Here is a 19,969-nt window from a genome sequence, read left to right as displayed (position 1 = left end):
GGCGGACTCCACTCGAACAAGAACGATCAAAAAGGAAAGAATAAGACGTTATTTATGTGACTCATGATTTTTTTGGCGCCTGCGTCATTCACGATTGTTTCATACACAATTCAGACAGCAGACACACCACATAGCGCGGCGGTTTACCCCGACGATCCCGTCAAAAGGATCGCTAACGGAACCGTGGATCATAACCTAATCCGGCAAAGAGATCTTCCCCTTCTGCACAGTTTCGATCCTTTTTATCCACAGGCTATTCTTATCGCGACTCCCCGTAACACGCCAGAGGGGCGGCTAGCGCACATTTTACTCGCCCTCTATAAAGTACAACCAAGCATACCCTTGGAGACACGATCGTTACGGTGATATCGATCATGATCTTGCGGGACAGATCGTTGGACGATCCTTGCACTTTACAATAGAGTCCGTATAATTCCCTGCCCGCGCGTCTACGCCTTTTCTGTGCTCTGGCAGGCAGAAATTCCAAAAATACTGGGAATGGCTGGCGTGTTAAGTGTGATGTTAATTGACTCAGGACTGTACAATTATTACAATCCTGCCTCTTTCCGTTATATAGCTGTGATATGCGATTGAGGCGTCGGTCATTTTCACGCCGAACAGCCAAACGCGTTTACTGTGAAGTTATAATTTTCCAAGTTTAGGTAGAAATCGCCATGAAACGCACTTTCCAACCGTCCGTATTGAAGCGTAACCGTAGCCATGGTTTCCGTGCTCGTATGGCCACCAAAAATGGTCGTCAAGTTCTGGCCCGCCGTCGTGCGAAAGGCCGTACTCGTCTGTCTGTTTCTAAGTAATAAAAGCTAACCCACCGAGTGGTTAAGCTAGCATTTCCCAGGGAGTTACGTTTGTTAACTCCCAGTCATTTCACTTTCGTCTTCCAGCAGCCGCAACGGGCTGGCACGCCGCAAATTACCATCCTCGGCCGCCTGAACTCGCTGGGGCATCCCCGCATCGGTCTTACCGTCGCCAAAAAGCATGTAAAACGTGCTCATGAACGCAATCGGATTAAACGCCTGACGCGCGAAAGCTTTCGCCTGCATCAACATTCATTGCCTTCAATGGATTTTGTCGTGCTGGTGAAAAAGGGGGTGTCTGAACTGGATAACCGCACGCTGACGGAAGCATTGGAAAAACTATGGCGTCGGCACTGTCGTTTGGCTCCCGACTGCTGATCGGGTTGATACGCGGTTATCAACTCGTTATCAGCCCGTTACTCGGACCACATTGCCGGTTCCGGCCAACGTGTTCGCAATACGGTATTGAAGCAATACGCAGGTTCGGCATGATAAAAGGCTGTTGGTTGACGCTTAAACGCGTATTAAAATGCCATCCTTTGAACCCTGGTGGTGATGATCCCGTACCGCCAAAAACCGACAATAACAGAGAACATTAACGATGGATTCGCAACGCAATCTTCTTCTCATCGCTCTGCTATTCGTAACCTTTATGCTTTGGCAGGCTTGGGAAACGGATAAAAATCCGCCAGCAACCACGCAGGCCATACAGCAGGCGACGAACGCAGCGACCGGTGATGCTACCAACCAGGGCGTACCCGCTAGCGGTCAAGGTAAACTGATCACGGTGAAAACCGATGTGCTGTCGCTGACCATCAACACGCGTGGCGGCGATGTCGAGCAAGCACACCTGCTGGCTTACCCAGATACATTGGGTTCAGACAAACCTTTCCATCTGCTGGAAACCACACCAGAGTTTGTCTATCAGGCTCAGAGCGGTTTGACTGGCAAAAACGGCCCAGACAACCCGGCTAACGGCCCACGTCCGCTGTTTACTACCACACAAGATAGCTTCGAGCTGGCCGATGGTCAGAGCGAACTGCGCATTCCGATGACGTACACCGCTGCGGATGGCGTAACCTACACCAAAACGTTTGTTCTGAAACGTGGCGACTATGCGCTGAATGTTGACTACAGCGTCAATAACACCAGCGCTCAGCCTCTGGAACTGACGCTGTTCGGTCAGTTAAAACAGTCTACGGAGTTGCCTAAGCATCGCGATACCGGCAGCAGCAACTTTGCCCTGCACACCTATCGTGGCGCGGCGTTCTCTTCCAGCGAAGACAAGTACAAAAAGTACAGCTTCAGCGACATGGATGAAAACCTGAACATCACCACTAACAGTGGTTGGGTGGCAATGCTGCAACAGTACTTCGCAACGGCGTGGATTCCAACGACGGCAGGCGCGAATACCTTCTATACCAGCAAGCTGGGCAACGGTCAGGCTGCGATTGGCTTCAAGGCTGCCCCCGTTGTTGTTGCCGCTGGCAGCCAGCAAAATCTGAACGCCACCCTGTGGGTCGGTCCAGAAATTCAGGACAAGATGGCTGCTGTCGCACCACATCTGGATCTGACGGTAGATTACGGCTGGCTGTGGTTTATTTCTCAGCCGTTGTTTAAGCTGCTGAAATTCCTGCACGGCTTTATCGGCAACTGGGGCTTCTCCATCATTGCCATTACCTTTATCGTGCGCGGTGTGATGTATCCGCTGACGAAAGCGCAATACACTTCCATGGCGAAAATGCGCTTACTGCAACCTAAATTGCAGGCAATGCGTGAGCGTATTGGTGATGACAAACAGCGCATGAGCCAAGAAATGATGGCGCTGTACAAGTCAGAGAAAGTGAACCCGCTGGGTGGCTGCTTCCCACTGCTGATTCAGATGCCAATCTTCCTGGCGCTGTATTACATGCTGATGGGCTCCGTTGAACTGCGCCACGCGCCGTTCGCGCTGTGGATTCATGACCTGTCTGCACAAGACCCGTACTACATCCTACCGATCCTGATGGGCGTGACGATGTTCTTCATCCAGAAGATGTCGCCAACCACCGTGACCGACCCAATGCAGCAGAAGATCATGACCTACATGCCGGTCATCTTTACGGTCTTCTTCCTGTGGTTCCCGTCAGGTCTGGTTATGTACTACATCGTCAGCAACCTGGTTACCATTCTCCAGCAGCAGCTGATCTATCGCGGTCTGGAAAAACGTGGCTTGCATAGCCGCGAGAAAAAATAATCCGGTTGATGGCTAACCAATAGAAAGAATAAGGCGGTCATTGACCGCCTTATTTTTTTATAAGTGTTTTATCCCCTAACGATACGTAAAATAGCCTGACAGACAGGCATCAACGCAGAGAGAATATCATGAGCAATACCGACACCATCGTCGCCCAAGCCACGCCACCGGGACGCGGAGGAGTGGGTATTTTACGTGTTTCAGGACAGGCGGCCGCCGAGGTGGCACACGCCGTTCTGGGTAAGCTCCCTAAACCTCGTCACGCCGATTATCTGCCGTTCCGTGATGCCAACGGCACCACGCTCGATCAGGGTATCGCCCTCTGGTTTCCCGGCCCGAACTCTTTTACCGGTGAAGATGTGTTGGAGCTTCAAGGACATGGTGGTCCGGTCATTCTTGATTTGCTCCTGCAACGTATTCTGACGCTGCCCAACGTGCGCATTGCTCGCCCCGGCGAATTCTCTGAACGCGCATTTCTGAACGATAAGCTCGATCTCGCGCAGGCAGAAGCCATCGCCGATCTGATTGACGCCAGTTCGGAACAGGCTGCTCGCTCAGCGCTGAACTCTCTGCAAGGCGTATTCTCCACTCGGATAAATCAGTTAGTGGAAGCACTTACTCACCTGCGAATCTACGTCGAGGCTGCCATCGACTTCCCAGACGAAGAGATCGACTTTCTCTCCGATGGCAAAATTGAAGCACAGCTAAATGGCGTAATGGCCGATCTGGATGCCGTCCGAGCCGAGGCACATCAGGGCAGCTTACTGCGAGAAGGGATGAAAGTCGTGATTGCAGGCCGTCCTAACGCGGGTAAATCCAGCTTACTCAATGCGTTAGCTGGTCGTGAAGCGGCGATTGTCACCGATATCGCGGGAACTACGCGCGACGTATTGCGTGAACACATTCATATCGATGGCATGCCGCTACACATCATCGATACCGCCGGATTACGTGATGCCAGCGACGAGGTCGAACGCATTGGAATTGAACGTGCCTGGCAGGAAATCGAACAGGCCGATCGCGTGCTGTTCATGGTCGATGGCACCACGACGCAGGCGACTGAGCCGGAACAGATCTGGCCAGAATTTATGGCTCGTCTGCCAAAAACGTTGCCGATTACCGTAGTGCGCAATAAGGCTGACGTTACTGGTGAAACGCTTGGTATCGAGGATGTGAACACTCACTCACTTATCCGTCTTTCCGCCCGTACGGGTGACGGTGTAGATACGCTGCGCGATCATCTCAAACAAAGTATGGGTTTCACCAGCAACACGGAAGGCGGTTTCCTGGCACGGCGTCGCCACCTGCAAGCACTGGAACTGGCAGCCCAGCATCTGGTTCAGGGCAAAGAGCAGTTGGTGAGCGCCTACGCTGGCGAACTATTGGCAGAAGAACTGCGGCTGGCACAGCAATCCCTGAGTGAAATCACCGGTGAGTTCACCTCTGACGATCTGTTAGGCCGTATTTTTTCGAGTTTTTGTATCGGGAAATAAGGGAGTAAACCGAATTCAGCCCAGAAGTTAGCCGCCCAGCTTTCGCCTGCCGTCCACCCGGAATCGCATCACGGAAAGGAGCAGGCAAATAGCCCGTGTGGGGCGGCACCATTTTTGCGGTTCAGTGGACAAAAAAGGAATAAGCAGGGCACATCTCAATAGACCCCACTTTTCTTATCAGATTGATGACATTCAAATATGGCAGAACTCTCTGATAATTCTTGCATAATTCCCTCACCAGCAAACCAATTTCTATTCAAATTAATCGTCCCCGCCACTATTTTCCTTTCACCAATTATTCACAGATATAATCCGTTAGATATGAATAAAATTCATTATAAAACCAATAGATAAAAAATAATAAAATGAAAAATTAAAAACCATTTTGTGAACCAAAAGTTATTGTGGTATTAATAAATTGAAATCCTATGTTTTACCTCGCAGGATAATTATTTATCCATGCCATTTACTTTCCTTATAAAGAAACACGATTTTATTATATAGAATGCTATTTATACATTTTTTAATGATAGATATCTTTCCTCATTTTTCGCATCGCGTTTAAATAGGAGAAAAAAATGGACAGTAACCTCATCGTAAAAAAGGAAAGTTCACATTATTATCAGAGTAATATTATTATAAAGAGAACACCAAAAGGGTATCTACCTAATTTGCCATCGCTAAACGGCACTCGAATTATTGCTGCCCTTCTTGTGTACCTCTTTCACACATCGCTCGGGAATATGTTAAACCTGTTCTCAGATGTATCTATCGGCGAAGCCTACTCTTTTGTCCTCAGTAAGGCAGGATGGGTAAGTGTTTCGTTCTTTTTTATCCTGAGTGGGTTTGTCATGAACTGGTCATCGCCATCCGTCAGCAATCCACTCCAGTTCTATAAAAAACGATTCGCAAAAATATACCCTGTAAGTATATTCATTATCATACTACTTATTACCACTGGAATAATCAGAGTTGGACGTTTTGATGTCTGGTTACCCAACTTATTATTGATACAGACATGGATACCACAAGGTGATATTTATATTGGCGGAAATGTCCCCAGTTGGTTTCTATCTGTCATTGTGTTTCTTTATATTATTTACCCATTCTTACTCAAGCTCGTAAAAAAAATACCGCCTGAATCCTTATGGATTTCAGTAATATTTTGCTATGCCGCTTTAATTGCGGCTAATGGCGCAATCTATACATTATTTCCTACCGCGCCACTGATTGAAGGTTGGCCTTTTGACGTGGGCGAAATTCAATGGTGGCTTGCCTATACCTTCCCACCAACGCGTATTTTTGAATTCACCATTGGTATGTTACTGTCACGTATTATCCAGGAAGGGAAGTGGATACCCGTTTCAGTTACCGCCAGCCTAATACTAACCGCATTGACCTATTGCATTGATCTTTTCATGCCGTTCCTGCTTAGCTTTAATTTGGTTACGCTTATTCCGCTGACATTATTAATCGGCTCACTTGCAGTGAATGACCTACAGGGTAAGCGATCTTTTTTACATGCAAAATCAATGCAATGGTTAGGAAGCATTTCTTTCTGCTTTTATCTGATTCATTTCTTAGTACTTCGCTTGCTAAATGCATGGACTGATGGCAATCAATACAACGTGATAGACGCTGCGCTGCTGATCATCGCCGCTGGAGCGGTCAGCCTTATCGCTGGCTGGCTGCTTTATCAATTCATTGAACAGCCGATAGGTAATTTACTGGCGGCCAAAAAGAAACAAAACGTGAGTAATCAAGTGCAGGAAAGCAATCCAACATCTTGATAAATAAACGATGTGACTAAGGATTGGCCTGTTCTGACAAGGTAATACGATAGGCTCAGCATGAATGCTGAGCCTATTGTGACACTTATTTCAGCGTCGCTTTTACTACCGCTGACAACGGTGTTGTTGAACGACCAATCAGTTGGCTTAGTTGCTTACCACCATCAAACAGACCGCCTTTGGATGCGCCGACGTCTGAATCTGCAATAATCTGCGCGAAAACATCAGGTAGCCCAGCGGAAACCAGCGCAGCGGTGAACTCCGCTTCAGACAGGTTTTGATAACCGATAGATTTACCAGACTGCTTGCTAATCTCCGCAGCCAGCTCTGCCAACGTATAAGGCTCATCACCGGCCAGTTCATAAACTTTGCCAGCCTGCCCTTCCTTCGTCAGTACCGCAACGGCAGCGGCAGCGAAATCTTCACGGGTTGCAGACGTAATTTTTCCTTCGCCCGCACTGCCGATAAATACGCCGTGCTCCAACGCCGCAGGGATGCTGGCCGCATAGTTCTCGGTATACCAGCCGTTGCGTAGCAGTACGTGCGGTAAACCAGAATCTTTCAGTAACGCTTCGGTTTGACGGTGCTCTTCCGCCAGCGCCAACGGTGATTTATCCGCGTGCAGCAAGCTGGTGTAGGCCAGTAATTTCACTCCAGCTTTCGCGGCGGCTTCGATCACATTACGGTGTTGTGCCGCACGCTGCCCGACTTCGCTGGAGGAGATCAGCAGCACTTTATCCACACCTTGCAGCGCGGAAGCCAGCGCCTCTGGCTGGTTGTAATCTGCGGCTTTCACCTGCACGCCAAGCGCCGACAGATCGGCAACTTTATTGACATCACGCACCAGCGCCACGATGTCGCTCGCCGGAACCTTCTCTAACAGTTGTGCGATAACCAAACGGCCCAATTGGCCGGATGCACCAGTAATAGCAATCATCTTGATCTCCTTTTATTGACTGTCTTTATTAACCGTCTTTTATTAACCGTCTTTTATTGACGGGCAGTGGCTGGCATAATATCGGCAAAGCTAACTTTAAGTAAGTACATACATAAAGGTAAGTATAGTGAGTCAACCCAAAACACCCATCGATTTATTGCCCCCTATTCTGCCAACCGGCAATGTCTTCGCTGAGAAATGTCCGTCTCGCCAGATACTTAATCACGTCACCAGCCGCTGGGGCGTACTGATTCTGATCGCATTACTTGATGATACGCATCGCTTCAGTCAACTGCGTCGACGGATTGGCGGCGTGAGCGAGCGCATGCTGGCGCAGACTCTGCAATGGTTGGAAAGTGATGGTTTTGTCCTGCGAACGGCCTATCCGGTTGTCCCGCCACATGTTGAGTATAGCCTCACCCCATTAGGCAAAGAGGTAGGTGTGCGGGTAAAAGAGCTGTCGATATGGGTCGAAGGGAATCTGGACAAGATTATGGCGACGCAGCAGTCAGATGACCAATCATCCACCAAACCATAATCAATGCGCCTTCTGAAAAGAGGTTCTGACTCAGGAAGCAGTGCGCTCGGGTAGCAGGCGGGAAATATCAGAGAAAATGGCTTTCCAGGTCTCGTCATCGACCGCCATAAAGCCAAAATAGCGCAGCAGGAATGCCCCTTCGGATGCCAGAAACGCCAGCCGGGCATCTCGCCCTTCCTGCGAATTCAGGTCAAGCCCGGTCAACTGGCTGTCATACCACGCCTGCGATCTAGCAAGGTGCTCAGGCGTATTCAGCAACGAGGCCATCATGCCCGCCGCTCGATCGCCTTCTGCGGCATCTGTCCGATAAGTGATATCAACGTGCGCACGCACTCTGGCTTCCCGACTATCATCCGTACCGATGCACATGGCAGCCATCTCATCAAACTCATCTTCCCAGCGCTGATACATCGCATGAATCAGCTCATCTTTCGTCCCGAAGCACGACTGAATACCGCCTTTTGTCACGCCCGCAGCTTTAGCGACCGCATCGATAGTAAGCGCAGCCGTTCCCTGCGTGCGGACAATCTGCTCCGCCGCATCCAACACGCACGCACGATTAATGCTCTTATGACGCCCCATGTCTTCCTCGGTTTAAAATACGTTTGTATTTAAAAAGCGATTCTATATCATCAGAACGCTATCCAACAGATGAAAAATAGAAGTTCAAGGTAGAGATCCCGCTATGCAATCACCCAAAAAATGGCTGATTTTGGCCATTGTTTCCAGTGCCCTTTTCCTGATTGTTATCGATATGACAGTGCTGTACACCGCGCTCCCAACGCTAACCCATGATTTGCACGCGACCGCATCGGATAAGCTGTGGATCGTTAATATCTACGCGCTGGTCGCTTCTGGTTTGCTGTTGGGCATGGGTACACTAGGTGATAAGCTAGGCCATAAGCCTTTATTTATTTCTGGCCTGGTGGTTTTTGGTACCGCATCATTGCTGGCGGCTTATTCGCCCACCCCCGGTATTCTTATCGCCGCTCGTGCTTTGCTGGCGGTAGGGGCAGCCATGATGATGCCAGCCACCCTCTCGATTATCCGTCTGACTTTCGCTGATGAACGGGAACGCGCGCTGGCAATTGGTATCTGGGCTGCGGTGGCATCCGGCGGCGCAGCATTTGGCCCCGTAATGGGGGGGATACTGCTTGAATATTTCTGGTGGGGATCGGTTTTCCTCATTAATGTACCCGTAGTGCTGCTTGCACTCATCATGGGAATCACCGTGATTCCACATCGGCCAGGCAACGCCTCACACCGCTGGGATTTCATTGGTTCCCTATTAATCATGGTGGGTTTAATTGGTGTGACCTATGCAATAAAAGAACTGGGCAAGCGAGTTCCCTCTTATGACGATGCGCTGATCGCTCTGCTTATCGGTGTAGCATTCATTACCCTATTCGTCAGGCGTCAGCGTAACAGCACGCATCCTTTAGTAGATTTCTCCCTCTTCCGCCTGCGGCCTTTCAGCGCCGCTGTAGCGGCTGCCATCGTGGCGGCTGCCGCATTGATCGGAATGGAACTGGCTTTCACACAGCGATTGCAGTTAGTGGTCGGGCTATCTCCACTACAGGCAGGATTGTTCATTTTACCGCTGTCGCTGGCGTCTTTTATCTCCGGTCCATTGACCGGAAAGATATTACCGCATGTGAGTAGTGGGAAAATACTGGCGGCAGGCCTGCTGATTTCGGCATTGGGTATGGGGAGCTATCTGCTGCTGCACAATGCCAGCACAGTGGTACAAATCATCAGTTTGACGGTGATTGGTGCTGGTGTGGGGTCAACCATGACAGCCGCATCGAGCACCATTATGCAGGTTGCTCCCGCGGCAAAAGCGGGGATGGCAGCATCAATAGAAGAAGTGTCTTATGAATTGGGTGGCGCGACAGGAGTGACGTTGATGGGCAGTTTGCTGTCTTTCGCTTATTCCGCGACGTTTATGCTACCTACTGGGTTTAGCGTACCAGACACCGCCTATGACAGTCTGGATGAAGCGTTAATTTTTGCCGAATCTTTACCAGAAAATATGCAGCGGACGCTTATCACACAGGCACATGCCGCTTTTGATTCTGGGTTTTCCGCCGTACTGGCAGCCGCAACGCTGATTCTGTTGCTAACCTCGGCCTTCGTCTGGATAACGCGCAATCATAAACAACATCGCAATCAGGCCGCTGACGCGTAGCATCACCGACGACCGGATTAAGGTGATAAAAAACGCCGTTCAATAACGAACGGCGTTGGTTATGTCGATTTAGCGACGTACTACCTGGCAGATCAGTACGTTTCTTTACCGTATTGCAATGAGCGAGGCCCGTACAGCATCCCGCGTGGATGACCCGCCGCGAGCAGGCGCGAGCTGGTCACGCCAGCAACATCATGGCCTTTGTCGGAGATCGTGTCCGCAATCTGGCTCACCGCAGCCTGCACCAGAGCACCGATGATGCCGCCGTTAGAATTTGATTGCTGCTCGTTGCTGGAAGCCGTTGCGCTTCCGCTCCACAGCAGTTTGCCGGTACGCAGATCAACCAGACGCGCATCCGCAGAAACGCGGGTTTCGCTGCTAATCACGATGTATGACGTGCCGTACTCTTTCACATCCAGATATAACGCAGCATCAGCACCAAAAATTTGGTGCAGCTTCGCCGTGCTCAGCGCATGGATATCCGACGCGGTAGATAAGCCATTCTGTTTGAACGTTTCATCCACTACCGCGACAGGCAATACGTAATAACCGGATTCTGCCAGCGGGTAGGTGACTTGTGAAAGCAGACTGTAGCTTGCTTTCACATCAGGAGAATGGTTAACCGGCGGTAAGACCAGAATAGACTTCGGCTTACTCTGCTTAAATGACGTGTAGTCATAAGGTACGGGTTTAGCACAGCCAGTCAGCACCAGCGCAAAAATCAGACCACATAATCCTAAGAAACGATTCATTTAATATTCCCTTTATTTTTGCTCAACAGGAAGTCCATGAAAGGTGCTGATTCAGGGAATTTCGCTTTTTCAGTTTCAAACTGTTGGCGAGCTTCACTATCACGACCAGTATTGGCGTACAGCAACCCAAGTTGAGCATAGAGTCCCGGCGGAACAGGCTTATTTGCGGCTTTCGCTTTTTCGATCGACTCATTCAGAGCAAGGATCTGTTGTTCTGGACCGACTTTATCTTGTTGATAATAATCATAAAGCGCAGGCTGATAGTTGTCCCAGCTGTAAATCGTTTTCGGCGCGGACGCGCAGCCAGCCAGTACCGCTACTGCCAATAGCAGGGTAACTTTCTTATGAGATAACATGGTTATATTCCTATTCCATTAGTTCGCTGGGCGCCAGGCACCGCTTTCAATTCCTGCAACCAGATTATTGACGGCTTCACGAATAGCCAAATCCAGCACTTTACCGTTCAGCGTCGAGTCATAACTGGCCGTACCGCCGAAACCGATAATTTCACGGTTGGACAACGTGTACTCGCCCGCACCTTGTACGGAATACACCACTTCAGACGTTTGTACGTTCACCACATTCAACGTGGTTTTTGCGTAAGCAACCTGTGTTTTACCGCGACCAAGGATGCCCCACAGTTGATGGTCACCCACCTCTTTGCGACCAAACTCGGTCACATCGCCGGTAACAACATAGGTCGCGCCTTTCAGCGTCTGCGTTTGCCCTTTAATACCCGCTTCTGCTTTCAGCTCTTCCATATTGGTGCGATCCAACACGTTAAAACGGCCACTCTGCTGAAGATGGCTCACAAGAATGGTCTTGGATTGATTACCTAAGCGGTCAACACCATCAGAAAAAATACCGTTCATGTAGTTAGAGCGGTTTTCAAATTTTCCGACAGAAATCGGGCTGCGAACGCCCTGATAAGGCGTACTGTAAGAAGTCACTTTTTGGGCTTCTACGGTACGAGAAGACTCTGTGGCACATCCGCTCAATAGCGCAGCTGACATGAATACAGAACATAGAACGACTTTTTTATTCATAACACTATCCCTTAGTGACTATTAACCCTGAGCAAGCCCTGTTATTGATTCATAATGAAAATATCGTAAAAAATATTATTTAGCTTAAACACTGTTTTGCTGCATTTAAATGATGTCCGGCATTATGAAGGGCGTAAGTAAAAGTAACGAGTTATTTCATAGGAAAATTAACAAAAGTAATGAAAATCAGAATTTTTACCCGAGATAAATCACAATAAACCAGATAAAAAACAAGGTTATATGCAACCATGCCATTACTTTCACCTAACATCGCAACCCACTGAAACGATTCAATAATTTCATGAATAACACGAGTGGAATTTAACATTAACCGACTTTTTACCTGCTTTATATCAAGGTCAGAGAGTTATCCAGCTATTAGGATAAAGGCCACGATCGAGGGATCAAGGGTGGGAAAAGGTAATGAACCGATTTGTTATTGCCAGTACTCAAGACTGCATGGGGTGCCATGCATGTGAAATCGCCTGTGTGATTTCACACAATGACGACCGCTATCCAGATAGCGCTACGGTATTTCAGCCCAGAATCAAGGCGTTCAATACGCCAAAGCTTCGGGCTGCCGTGACATGCCGTCACTGTGAAGATGCACCCTGCGCAGGCGTGTGCCCAACACAGGCCTTGATCAGAAAGGACAATAGCATTCAGCTCGTTCAGGAAAAGTGCATCGGCTGCAAAAGCTGTGTACTAGCTTGCCCGTTTGGCGCGATGTCGATGGTAACAAACCCTGTGGACAACAGCACAGTCGCTCATAAATGCGATCTCTGCGCCGACCGCCCAGAAGGACAAGCGTGTGTGGCAGCCTGCCCAACGCAGGCATTGCAGTTAGTCAGTGAACAAACGCTAGCTGACCGTCGCCAAGAGAAACAGCACGTGATGGCGCAACGTTCAGCTTCCCACTGGCAGCGTGAAACGCCCGTGCTGAAAGCGGTGACGACTAATCCACTCAGTAAAAGAAAAAACTGGCCACGCCGGGATGCAGAGAAAAAGCCGCTGACCCAGAGAACCTCAACGTTTGATGAAATCTATCATGGCTTCTCCATGCAGCAGACGGAAGATCAGGCTGACCGCTGCCTTTCCTGTGGCAAACGCGCGATCTGCGAGTGGACCTGTCCGCTGCATAACAATATTCCCGAATTGCTAAGCCTGGCAAAGCAAGGTCGCATTCTTGAAGCCGTCGAGCTCTCGCATCAAACCAGCAGCCTGCCAGAAATCTGTGGTCGGGTATGCCCGCAGGACCGATTATGCGAAGGGGCTTGTACGCTGGGCAAAGAATATGGCGCGATCACCATCGGCAACGTTGAGCGCTACATTACCGACACCGCGATGGAAATGGGCTGGTCGCCCGATATGACGCGTGTCATTCCCAGCGGAAAGCGTGCCGCGATCGTCGGGGCTGGCCCGGCTGGGCTAGCCTGTGCCGATGTGTTGGCACGCAACGGCGTACAGGCCGTCGTGTTCGATCGTCACCCGGAAATTGGTGGCCTGCTCACGTTCGGGATTCCGTCGTTCAAACTGGACAAAGACGTTCTGATCCATCGTCGTGAAGTATTCAGCTCAATGGGCATCAACTTCCAGCTGAATACCGAGGTGGGGAAAGACATTTCTCTGGCTCAGCTTCTGGACGACTATGACACCGTTTTCCTCGGTGTGGGCACCTATCGCTCCATGAAAGCCAATATTGATAATGAAGAGGCACCCGGCGTCTTCGACGCGCTTCCTTTCCTGATCGCCAATACCAAACACGTTATGGGATTACCTGAATTAGACGATGAGCCCTATATCTCGATGGCGGGCAAACGCGTCGTCGTGCTCGGCGGTGGGGACACTGCGATGGACTGCCTGCGCACATCCGTTCGGCAAGGTGCGATATCTGTAACCTGCGCCTATCGTCGTGATGAAGCCAACATGCCCGGCTCGAAAAAAGAGGTGAAAAACTCCCGCGAAGAAGGCGTGGAGTTCATGTTTAACGTCCAGCCACAAAAAATCTGCCTCAATGAACAGGGCGAAGTGTGCGGTATTAGTCTGGTTCGTACCGAACTGGGCGAGCCTGATGCCAGCGGCCGTCGTCGTCCGCGCCCCATTCCTGGCTCGGAATTCATTCAACCCGCAGAAGCCGTAATAACCGCATTTGGTTTTCAGTCACACAGAATGCCATGGCTGGAAGAAGCGGACGTCGAGTTAGATAATTGGGGATACATCACTGCCCCTCTCGATAGTCAGATACCTTGCCAAACCAATCATCCGCGTATTTTTGCTGGCGGTGACGCCGTACGCGGTGCCGATCTGGTGGTTACCGCCATTGCGGATGGACGAAAAGCCGCATTGGGAATGATTGCGACAATGGGGCTGACCGCCGTAACCGGGGCCATTCCCGCCCACCCGCAACGCCCAGAGATGAACGCAACCCGCGAGGAGGTCCGCTCATGAATCAATTTGTTATCGCCGAAGCAGAAAAATGTATCGGCTGCCGGACTTGTGAGATCGCCTGCGCGGTCGCTCATAGCGGTGGCCAAAGTGCACAACTGCGGCCATCTCATTTCTTTCCCCGCCTGAAAGTGATTAAAAGCGCCAGCATCAGCGTACCCGTTCTTTGTCGCCAGTGTGAGAACGCCCCCTGTGCCAGCGTGTGCCCAAATGACGCGCTGGTGCGCGATCGAGACAGCGTTCAGGTTATCCAGTCCCGCTGCATCGGCTGCAAAAGCTGTGTGGTCGCCTGTCCCTTCGGTGCCATCAATGTGGTAACGAAAGCCTCAAATGACGAAAATACGCAAAGTGAAGTCCACAAGTGCGACTTATGCGTCGATGTAGCTTCAAGCCCTTCCTGTGTCAGCGTGTGTCCGACATCGGCGCTGCGATTAGTGACAGAGGATGAGTTGCGCAAGCAGACGCGGGAAAAACAACAGCGTTCCGCATTGGGATGGTCAAGCCATTAAACAGGCGGGAATGTGGCGGACAGGGAAGGATCGCTAAACAACACGCAATACAGAAAATTCGTTGTGCCTAATTAATAATTATCGCCGATTTATCCATCGATTTTTCTTTAGATCACATATTAGTCTGATAATATGCATTGGTAGTACCTGATAGGTTCCCATCTTTTATCACGATCATGGAGTGAACAATGACCTGCCATTTTGTCAGGTGGACAAGCACGGAAGCGCTTCCTGAATTACAAAGACTGCCTGATAGGCTCATCTCATCAACACAAAGTTTTTCAGCCAAACGCCGTGAGCGTTATCTGAAAAGCCGAGCGCTGCTGGCTGAGATGATGTTCTATTTTTTCGGTTATCCGCTGTTACCCACGCTGCTGGTGTCCCCTGAAGGACGTCCTTATTTTGCCGATCCTAATCTGCCCAATTTCAGCATCGGCTATGCAGGCAATACGATTGCTATCCTCCTGAGCGAAGAGGGAAGCGTCGGTATGGATATCGAAATCGTTCATGTCAGGCCAACAAATCAGACCGTCCCACAGATGCAGGCGCAAACGCAGGCTGAACAGGCGTGGATTGACGCTCAGCGCGACCCACTGGAAGCGGCAACGCAATTATGCACCATTCGTCAGTCGCTGGTGAAAATGCCTGGTGCAAATAGCCATCTTCCCCATAACCTTAAACTTCACCCCGCCTCCGGCAGGCTACGTTCAACCGACATACCAGCCGTAGAGGTGATGAGCGATGTTGATGATTATCTTGCATGGGCCTGCGCCCATATCCCCACGCTTAACCGACTCGTCATGTGGAAATACACATCGGCATCGGGCATGAGAAAGTCGGGGGAAATCTTACAGCAGCAGCGCCAGTCTGTACGCTATATGAAGTTAACCAGCCACACGATAGAAAAAGTCACCTCTACCGCATCACAGTAGCCAGTTGCCTCGTCGCTGGCTGAGGCTCCGGGAAACCCCGGAGCCACGAACCAATTAATGCCCGTCGATAAACACGATTTTCAGCAGGAACAGCAGTGCAACCACCACCACGCAAGGGCTGATTTCACGCCAACGCCCCGTCGCCAACTTCATCACACAGTAAGAAATGAAGCCCAGCGCGATCCCTTCAGTAATCGAGAAGCTGAACGGCATCATCACCGCGGTAATAAAGGCAGGAACGGCTTCGGTCAGGTCGTCCCACTTCACGCGTGCCAGGCTGGACGTCATCAATACGCCCACGTAAATCAGCGCGCCAGCGGCCGCATAGGCAGGCACCATACCCGCCAGCGGTGACAGGAAGATCACCAGCAGGAACAGCAGGCCAACAACCACAGCAGTCAGACCGGTGCGTCCACCCACGGACACACCTGAAGAACTTTCAATATACGCCGTAACGGATGATGTCCCGATAAATGAACCCGCCACAGAGCTGATGCTATCAACATACAGCGCCTGCTTCATACGCGGGAACTTACCGCGAGCATCGACCAGTCCAGCTTTGTCCGTCACGCCAATCAGCGTGCCAGAGGAGTCAAACAGGTTAACCAGCATGAAGGAGAAAATAATGCCGGACATCCCGAGGTTCAGCGCCCCCATCAGATCAACCTGACCGACCACCGACGTTACGCTTGGCGGCAGTGAAAACACGCCAGTAAATTTAACATCACCCAGCAACAGGCCGATTGAGGTCGTCACCACGATGGAAATCAGCACCGCGGCGTGAATATTACGTGAAGCCAGCGCCACAATGATGAAAAAGCCCAGAGCACCCAACAGCACGCTGTGTGAAGTCAGGTTACCAATCGTCACCAGTGTTTCAGGGTTGGGAACGATAATACCAGCGTTTTTTAGGCCCATCATGGCAATAAACAACCCGATACCACTGGCGATACCCAGACGCAGACTAAGCGGGATATTGGCGATCATCCAATAGCGAATCTGGAAGATAGTCAGCAACAGGAAACCGATTGCGCCCCAGAAAATAGCGCCCATCGCCACCTGCCATGGCAGCCCCATCGCACCTACGACAACAAAAGCGAAAAACGCATTCAATCCCATTGCCGGAGCCAGTGCCACAGGCAGGTTAGCCAGCAGCCCCATTAAAATACTGCCGAATGCCGCAATCAGACAGGTGGTCACAAAGACCGCTTTGGTATCCATCCCCGCGACGCCCAAAATCTGCGGGTTAACAAAAACGATGTAAACCATCGTCAAAAACGTCGTGAAACCAGCAATCGTTTCCGTACGTGCTGTAGTGCCATGTTGTTTAAGCTTAAACACGCGCTCCAGCAGGCCCTGCTCGGTAGCAGAACCGGGTTGTGATTTATTCATTAGTACCAATCCAAAGAAGGGAATAACTGTCGTCGGGTATCCTATAACAAAATTCTACGTTTTTACGTTGATCCCACGTTTTTTTTCATCAAATAAGAAGAACCTATTAATACCATGGCTATTACGCCGAAACCCCTCGTTTGAAACCCCTTAATTTTCTGCAAGATTGCCGTGAAAATAGCTTTATATACTCTAAATAATTCGAGTTTCAGGACAAAAACGGCAAGGCGTTTTTGAACAGCGCTTGCGCTGACCCCGAAGGGGTGAGGCCATAAGGCCGAATAACGCGGCAAGAGAAGGAATCCCGATGAGCTTACTCAAGTAAGTGATTCGGGTGACTGAACGCTGCCAACGCACATGCAACTTGAAGTATGACGAGTATAGGTCGCAATATTGGGTCAATTAGTTAAAGTAAGAGCAATCGCTTAATCCTGATCACTTAAGTCCATTTTTAGGAGAAACACGGGGATGAGGTTCCCGCAGGAAGCCTCGCCATGTGGTCGCTCCGTGTATTTCGGTTCTTACATGATCGGCATTAGGTATTTGCTTTATTTCATCGATAAGGATTAGTCATGCCCCGTATTGAATGCGTCTTCTTCGACTGTGATGGCACGCTGGTTGATAGCGAAGTGCTGTGTTGCCAGGCCTATGTGAATATCTTCATTCCGTATGGGGTGAACTTATCGCTGGAGGAGGTGATAAAAACCTACAAGGGCGTGAAGCTGTACGAGATTATTGCCCGCATCAGCCAGCAGCATGGCTTAACCGTATCGGTAGAAGACGCGGAGCGTCATTTCCGGCAAGAAGTGAAGCGTCTGTTCGATGAGTACCTGCAACCTATCGAGGGTGCACGTGAATTAGTGCAGTCCATCACCGTCCCGATGGCGGTGGTTTCCAACGGCCCGGTGAGTAAGATGCAGCATTCGCTCGGCCTGACGCACATGCTCGATTTGTTTGGCGACCATCTCTATAGCGGCTACGATCTGAAAAAGTGGAAACCCGACCCAGCGGTGTTGTATCACGCCGCCGAGCAGTTACAGCTTCCTGTTGAACACTGCATTCTGGTTGAAGATTCTGCCGCTGGCGTACAGGCGGGCATCGCGGCGGGCATTCCCGTGTTCTATTACTGCGCCGATCCCCACAACCAGCCGATTCATCACCCGCTGGTCACGATGTTTGACGATATGCGCGAACTGCCGCAAATCTGGCGCGAAAAAGGCTGGAATATCACGATGTAGCAGTACCACTCAGGCGACCAGACTCAGGCTTAATACCGATCGTTTCAGCATCGAGATACTCGGGGCGACCACAGGGGTGAGGCCTCCCTACGGGAACCTCCCCCTGTGTTTCCCCTAATAACGGGCTTCAGTGACCCGTATTCGTCTCAGGCTGGTTTATTCCGCCACCACAGCAGACGGCGCTTCGGCTGTTTTTCCTGCTGGTTAAAACGGGCGTTAACCCGGTTAGCCAGCAGTTCCAGCGACAGGCAAAACACAAAGTAGACCAGCGCGACAAACAGGAAAACTTCCATCGGGTAGACCATGCTGCGGTTATTGACCTGCGTAGCAAGAAAGGTCAGTTCGCCAACGCCGACAATGTAGGCCAGTGAGGTATCTTTAATCAGGGAAATCCACTGGTTAATAAAGGAAGGCACCATCATCCGCAGCGCCTGCGGAAGCACAATTTGCCACAGTACCTGCCAGCGGCTCAGCCCCAGCGAGAGTCCGGCCTGCCACTGACCACGCCCGATGGCGACAATGCCCGCCTTTACACCATGAGCCAGATATGCCGAGGCGATCAGCGCCAGCGCGCACACCACGGTAGTGATTTCAGGGATATCAACGCCAAAAACGATCGGCAACAGGAAGTAAGTCCAGAAAATCAGCATGATGACGGGAATCGCCCGAAAGAACCCGAGTACCATTGCCAACAGCGCGCTCCATACGCCTCGCGACATCGCCAGCGCCACGCCCAAAATCGTCCCTAAAACGGCAGAGGCGACGCCCGCCAGCAGGCTCATCGACAGCGTCAGCGCCGCGCCACCCAGTGGCCCCTCTGGGAACGTACCCCACATCAAATAGCCGATATTATCGGTGATAACGGTAAAATCCATCTCAGTGCTTCTCCGCCAAACCACGTTGCTGACGCCACATGCCCCAGCCTTCCATCACGGCAATAATCACGATGTACAACACCGTCGCCACGCCAAATGCCTGAAACGTACGCAAGGTTTCCGTTTCCACCTGACGCGACGCGTAGGACAACTCGGCGACGCCAATTGCCATCGTCAACGACGAGTTCTTAACGATATTCATGTACTGCCCAAGCAGCGGCGGCAGAGCAATCTTTAGCGCTTGCGGCAGCACCACGTAACGCATGGATTGCCAGCCCGTTAACCCCAGAGCATGCGCGGCATACTTCTGCCCACGCGCCACGCCGCGAATACCGGAGCGGATCTCTTCCGCAATGAACGCGCTGGAGTAGAGCGTCAACCCGGCCAATCCAGCCAAAAATTCAAAAGAAGGCCACGCTAATGTCGTGCCCAACAACGAGATGGTATGAGGGGTATTCAGCCATTGCATCATCTCTGAGGGGAAAAGCTGCCCAGCACCGAAATACCAAAAAAACAGCTGTACTAGCAGCGGCGTATTACGAAATAGCGAGCTATATGCCACAACGGCGCCACGCAACACGTGAATCTGACTGTCTCTGGCCGCTGCCAGCAGAAAACCCAACACCGTAGACAGAACGATCGTACCGAGGGAAATACCCAGTGTGATCAGGAAACCGTGCCACAGCCAGATAAGATATTGGGGAGCCAACAGCCACGACTCAAGCGATTGCAGCGCCGTATCCATACGTTTTATCTCTCTTTGTCATTATCACGAGGTACAAA

General features: G+C 50.7%; 20 protein-coding genes. 12 read left to right on the top strand and 8 right to left on the bottom strand.

The window, feature by feature from the left end:
- Nucleotides 1-674: 674 nt before the first annotated feature.
- From rpmH to E2566_RS21660, 6 genes are all read left to right on the top strand, one after another.
- Complete coding sequence (gene rpmH / locus E2566_RS21685) at nucleotides 675-815, top strand: 50S ribosomal protein L34 (protein WP_005976668.1); 141 nt, start codon at nucleotides 675-677, stop codon at nucleotides 813-815.
- Nucleotides 816-833: 18 nt separating this feature from the next.
- Complete coding sequence (gene rnpA, locus E2566_RS21680) at nucleotides 834-1,193, top strand: ribonuclease P protein component (RefSeq protein ID WP_071531164.1); 360 nt, start codon at nucleotides 834-836, stop codon at nucleotides 1,191-1,193.
- Nucleotides 1,157-1,414 carry a membrane protein insertion efficiency factor YidD gene (gene yidD / locus E2566_RS21675; RefSeq protein ID WP_010281237.1) on the top strand — a complete coding sequence of 86 codons (258 nt, stop codon included), beginning with the start codon at nucleotides 1,157-1,159 and terminating at the stop codon, nucleotides 1,412-1,414. Before rnpA ends, yidD begins: the two co-directional genes overlap by 37 nt.
- A 2-nt stretch (nucleotides 1,415-1,416) precedes the next feature.
- On the top strand, nucleotides 1,417-3,051 hold the full coding sequence (yidC, locus tag E2566_RS21670; RefSeq protein WP_107168570.1) for a membrane protein insertase YidC: 1,635 nt from the start codon (nucleotides 1,417-1,419) through the stop codon (nucleotides 3,049-3,051).
- A gap of 128 nt (nucleotides 3,052-3,179) precedes the next feature.
- Nucleotides 3,180-4,544 carry a tRNA uridine-5-carboxymethylaminomethyl(34) synthesis GTPase MnmE gene (mnmE, locus tag E2566_RS21665; protein WP_107168569.1) on the top strand — a complete coding sequence of 455 codons (1,365 nt, stop codon included), beginning with the start codon at nucleotides 3,180-3,182 and terminating at the stop codon, nucleotides 4,542-4,544.
- Between the two features lie 578 nt (nucleotides 4,545-5,122).
- Nucleotides 5,123-6,334, top strand: coding sequence for an acyltransferase family protein (locus E2566_RS21660; protein WP_107168568.1), 1,212 nt, complete (start codon nucleotides 5,123-5,125; stop codon nucleotides 6,332-6,334).
- 85 nt (nucleotides 6,335-6,419) lie between these two features.
- On the opposite strand, the gene E2566_RS21655 is transcribed toward E2566_RS21660, so the two are convergent.
- Nucleotides 6,420-7,271, bottom strand: a complete 852-nt coding sequence (locus E2566_RS21655) for an SDR family oxidoreductase (RefSeq protein WP_107168567.1) — start codon at nucleotides 7,269-7,271, stop codon at nucleotides 6,420-6,422.
- Between the two features lie 127 nt (nucleotides 7,272-7,398).
- Between E2566_RS21655 and E2566_RS21650 the strand changes: the two genes are divergently transcribed.
- Entirely contained in the window at nucleotides 7,399-7,809 is a 411-nt protein-coding gene (locus E2566_RS21650; RefSeq protein WP_107168566.1) for a winged helix-turn-helix transcriptional regulator, read from the top strand.
- 30 nt (nucleotides 7,810-7,839) lie between these two features.
- On the opposite strand, the gene E2566_RS21645 is transcribed toward E2566_RS21650, so the two are convergent.
- Entirely contained in the window at nucleotides 7,840-8,391 is a 552-nt protein-coding gene (locus E2566_RS21645) for a TetR/AcrR family transcriptional regulator (protein WP_107168565.1), read from the bottom strand.
- Between the two features lie 103 nt (nucleotides 8,392-8,494).
- Between E2566_RS21645 and E2566_RS21640 the strand changes: the two genes are divergently transcribed.
- A complete protein-coding gene (locus E2566_RS21640; protein ID WP_107168564.1) occupies nucleotides 8,495-9,997 on the top strand; it encodes an MFS transporter in 1,503 nt (500 codons plus the stop codon).
- 92 nt (nucleotides 9,998-10,089) lie between these two features.
- On the opposite strand, the gene E2566_RS21635 is transcribed toward E2566_RS21640, so the two are convergent.
- Genes E2566_RS21635 through E2566_RS21625 form a run of 3 tightly spaced genes read right to left on the bottom strand, consistent with a single transcriptional unit; the run spans nucleotide 10,090 to nucleotide 11,795 of the window.
- Entirely contained in the window at nucleotides 10,090-10,749 is a 660-nt protein-coding gene (locus tag E2566_RS21635) for a DUF799 domain-containing protein (protein ID WP_107168563.1), read from the bottom strand.
- Nucleotides 10,746-11,105, bottom strand: a complete 360-nt coding sequence (locus E2566_RS21630) for a DUF4810 domain-containing protein (protein WP_107168562.1) — start codon at nucleotides 11,103-11,105, stop codon at nucleotides 10,746-10,748. The genes E2566_RS21635 and E2566_RS21630 overlap by 4 nt, the downstream gene beginning before the upstream one ends.
- An 18-nt stretch (nucleotides 11,106-11,123) precedes the next feature.
- Entirely contained in the window at nucleotides 11,124-11,795 is a 672-nt protein-coding gene (locus E2566_RS21625) for a CsgG/HfaB family protein (protein ID WP_015842352.1), read from the bottom strand.
- Between the two features lie 423 nt (nucleotides 11,796-12,218).
- Between E2566_RS21625 and aegA the strand changes: the two genes are divergently transcribed.
- The 3 genes from aegA to E2566_RS21610 all read left to right on the top strand — a co-directional run bounded on the left by aegA (nucleotide 12,219) and on the right by E2566_RS21610 (nucleotide 15,681).
- Complete coding sequence (gene aegA, locus E2566_RS21620) at nucleotides 12,219-14,243, top strand: formate-dependent uric acid utilization protein AegA (protein WP_107168561.1); 2,025 nt, start codon at nucleotides 12,219-12,221, stop codon at nucleotides 14,241-14,243.
- On the top strand, nucleotides 14,240-14,749 hold the full coding sequence (locus tag E2566_RS21615; protein ID WP_107168560.1) for a 4Fe-4S binding protein: 510 nt from the start codon (nucleotides 14,240-14,242) through the stop codon (nucleotides 14,747-14,749). Before aegA ends, E2566_RS21615 begins: the two co-directional genes overlap by 4 nt.
- 188 nt (nucleotides 14,750-14,937) lie before the next feature.
- The gene (locus E2566_RS21610; protein WP_107168559.1) at nucleotides 14,938-15,681 is read left to right on the top strand and encodes a 4'-phosphopantetheinyl transferase family protein; all 744 of its coding nucleotides are present in this window, start codon (nucleotides 14,938-14,940) and stop codon (nucleotides 15,679-15,681) included.
- A 54-nt stretch (nucleotides 15,682-15,735) separates the two neighbouring features.
- On the opposite strand, the gene E2566_RS21605 is transcribed toward E2566_RS21610, so the two are convergent.
- Nucleotides 15,736-17,073 carry an NCS2 family permease gene (locus tag E2566_RS21605; RefSeq protein WP_107168558.1) on the bottom strand — a complete coding sequence of 446 codons (1,338 nt, stop codon included), beginning with the start codon at nucleotides 17,071-17,073 and terminating at the stop codon, nucleotides 15,736-15,738.
- Between the two features lie 572 nt (nucleotides 17,074-17,645).
- Here E2566_RS21605 and yieH point away from each other — a divergent pair.
- Nucleotides 17,646-18,311, top strand: coding sequence for a 6-phosphogluconate phosphatase (gene yieH, locus E2566_RS21600; RefSeq protein WP_107168556.1), 666 nt, complete (start codon nucleotides 17,646-17,648; stop codon nucleotides 18,309-18,311).
- A gap of 146 nt (nucleotides 18,312-18,457) precedes the next feature.
- Here yieH and E2566_RS21595 read toward each other — a convergent pair whose 3' ends face one another.
- Nucleotides 18,458-19,186 carry an amino acid ABC transporter permease gene (locus tag E2566_RS21595; RefSeq protein ID WP_107168555.1) on the bottom strand — a complete coding sequence of 243 codons (729 nt, stop codon included), beginning with the start codon at nucleotides 19,184-19,186 and terminating at the stop codon, nucleotides 18,458-18,460.
- Between the two features lies 1 nt (nucleotide 19,187).
- Complete coding sequence (locus E2566_RS21590) at nucleotides 19,188-19,931, bottom strand: amino acid ABC transporter permease (RefSeq protein ID WP_107168554.1); 744 nt, start codon at nucleotides 19,929-19,931, stop codon at nucleotides 19,188-19,190.
- Between the last annotated feature and the right edge of the window lie 38 nt (nucleotides 19,932-19,969).

This window comes from Pectobacterium punjabense (assembly GCF_012427845.1).
GTDB lineage: Bacteria > Pseudomonadota > Gammaproteobacteria > Enterobacterales > Enterobacteriaceae > Pectobacterium > Pectobacterium punjabense.
Note: the sequence above shows the minus strand (reverse complement) of the source record. Positions and strands in the feature narration are given on the sequence as shown.

What these genes read in the sequence shown, in the direction of transcription:
- E2566_RS21655 (WP_107168567.1), bottom strand. Translation starts at nt 7,271, where the DNA reads ATGATTGCTATTACTGGTGCATCCGGCCAATTGGGCCGTTTGGTTATC.
- aegA (WP_107168561.1), top strand. Translation starts at nt 12,219, where the DNA reads ATGAACCGATTTGTTATTGCCAGTACTCAAGACTGCATGGGGTGCCAT.
- rpmH (WP_005976668.1), top strand. Translation starts at nt 675, where the DNA reads ATGAAACGCACTTTCCAACCGTCCGTATTGAAGCGTAACCGTAGCCAT.
- E2566_RS21605 (WP_107168558.1), bottom strand. Translation starts at nt 17,073, where the DNA reads ATGAATAAATCACAACCCGGTTCTGCTACCGAGCAGGGCCTGCTGGAG.
- E2566_RS21625 (WP_015842352.1), bottom strand. Translation starts at nt 11,795, where the DNA reads ATGAATAAAAAAGTCGTTCTATGTTCTGTATTCATGTCAGCTGCGCTA.
- yidD (WP_010281237.1), top strand. Translation starts at nt 1,157, where the DNA reads ATGGCGTCGGCACTGTCGTTTGGCTCCCGACTGCTGATCGGGTTGATA.
- yidC (WP_107168570.1), top strand. Translation starts at nt 1,417, where the DNA reads ATGGATTCGCAACGCAATCTTCTTCTCATCGCTCTGCTATTCGTAACC.
- E2566_RS21635 (WP_107168563.1), bottom strand. Translation starts at nt 10,749, where the DNA reads ATGAATCGTTTCTTAGGATTATGTGGTCTGATTTTTGCGCTGGTGCTG.
- E2566_RS21645 (WP_107168565.1), bottom strand. Translation starts at nt 8,391, where the DNA reads ATGGGGCGTCATAAGAGCATTAATCGTGCGTGCGTGTTGGATGCGGCG.
- E2566_RS21660 (WP_107168568.1), top strand. Translation starts at nt 5,123, where the DNA reads ATGGACAGTAACCTCATCGTAAAAAAGGAAAGTTCACATTATTATCAG.
- E2566_RS21595 (WP_107168555.1), bottom strand. Translation starts at nt 19,186, where the DNA reads ATGGATTTTACCGTTATCACCGATAATATCGGCTATTTGATGTGGGGT.
- mnmE (WP_107168569.1), top strand. Translation starts at nt 3,180, where the DNA reads ATGAGCAATACCGACACCATCGTCGCCCAAGCCACGCCACCGGGACGC.
- E2566_RS21610 (WP_107168559.1), top strand. Translation starts at nt 14,938, where the DNA reads ATGACCTGCCATTTTGTCAGGTGGACAAGCACGGAAGCGCTTCCTGAA.
- E2566_RS21590 (WP_107168554.1), bottom strand. Translation starts at nt 19,931, where the DNA reads ATGGATACGGCGCTGCAATCGCTTGAGTCGTGGCTGTTGGCTCCCCAA.
- E2566_RS21640 (WP_107168564.1), top strand. Translation starts at nt 8,495, where the DNA reads ATGCAATCACCCAAAAAATGGCTGATTTTGGCCATTGTTTCCAGTGCC.
- yieH (WP_107168556.1), top strand. Translation starts at nt 17,646, where the DNA reads ATGCCCCGTATTGAATGCGTCTTCTTCGACTGTGATGGCACGCTGGTT.
- E2566_RS21615 (WP_107168560.1), top strand. Translation starts at nt 14,240, where the DNA reads ATGAATCAATTTGTTATCGCCGAAGCAGAAAAATGTATCGGCTGCCGG.
- E2566_RS21630 (WP_107168562.1), bottom strand. Translation starts at nt 11,105, where the DNA reads ATGTTATCTCATAAGAAAGTTACCCTGCTATTGGCAGTAGCGGTACTG.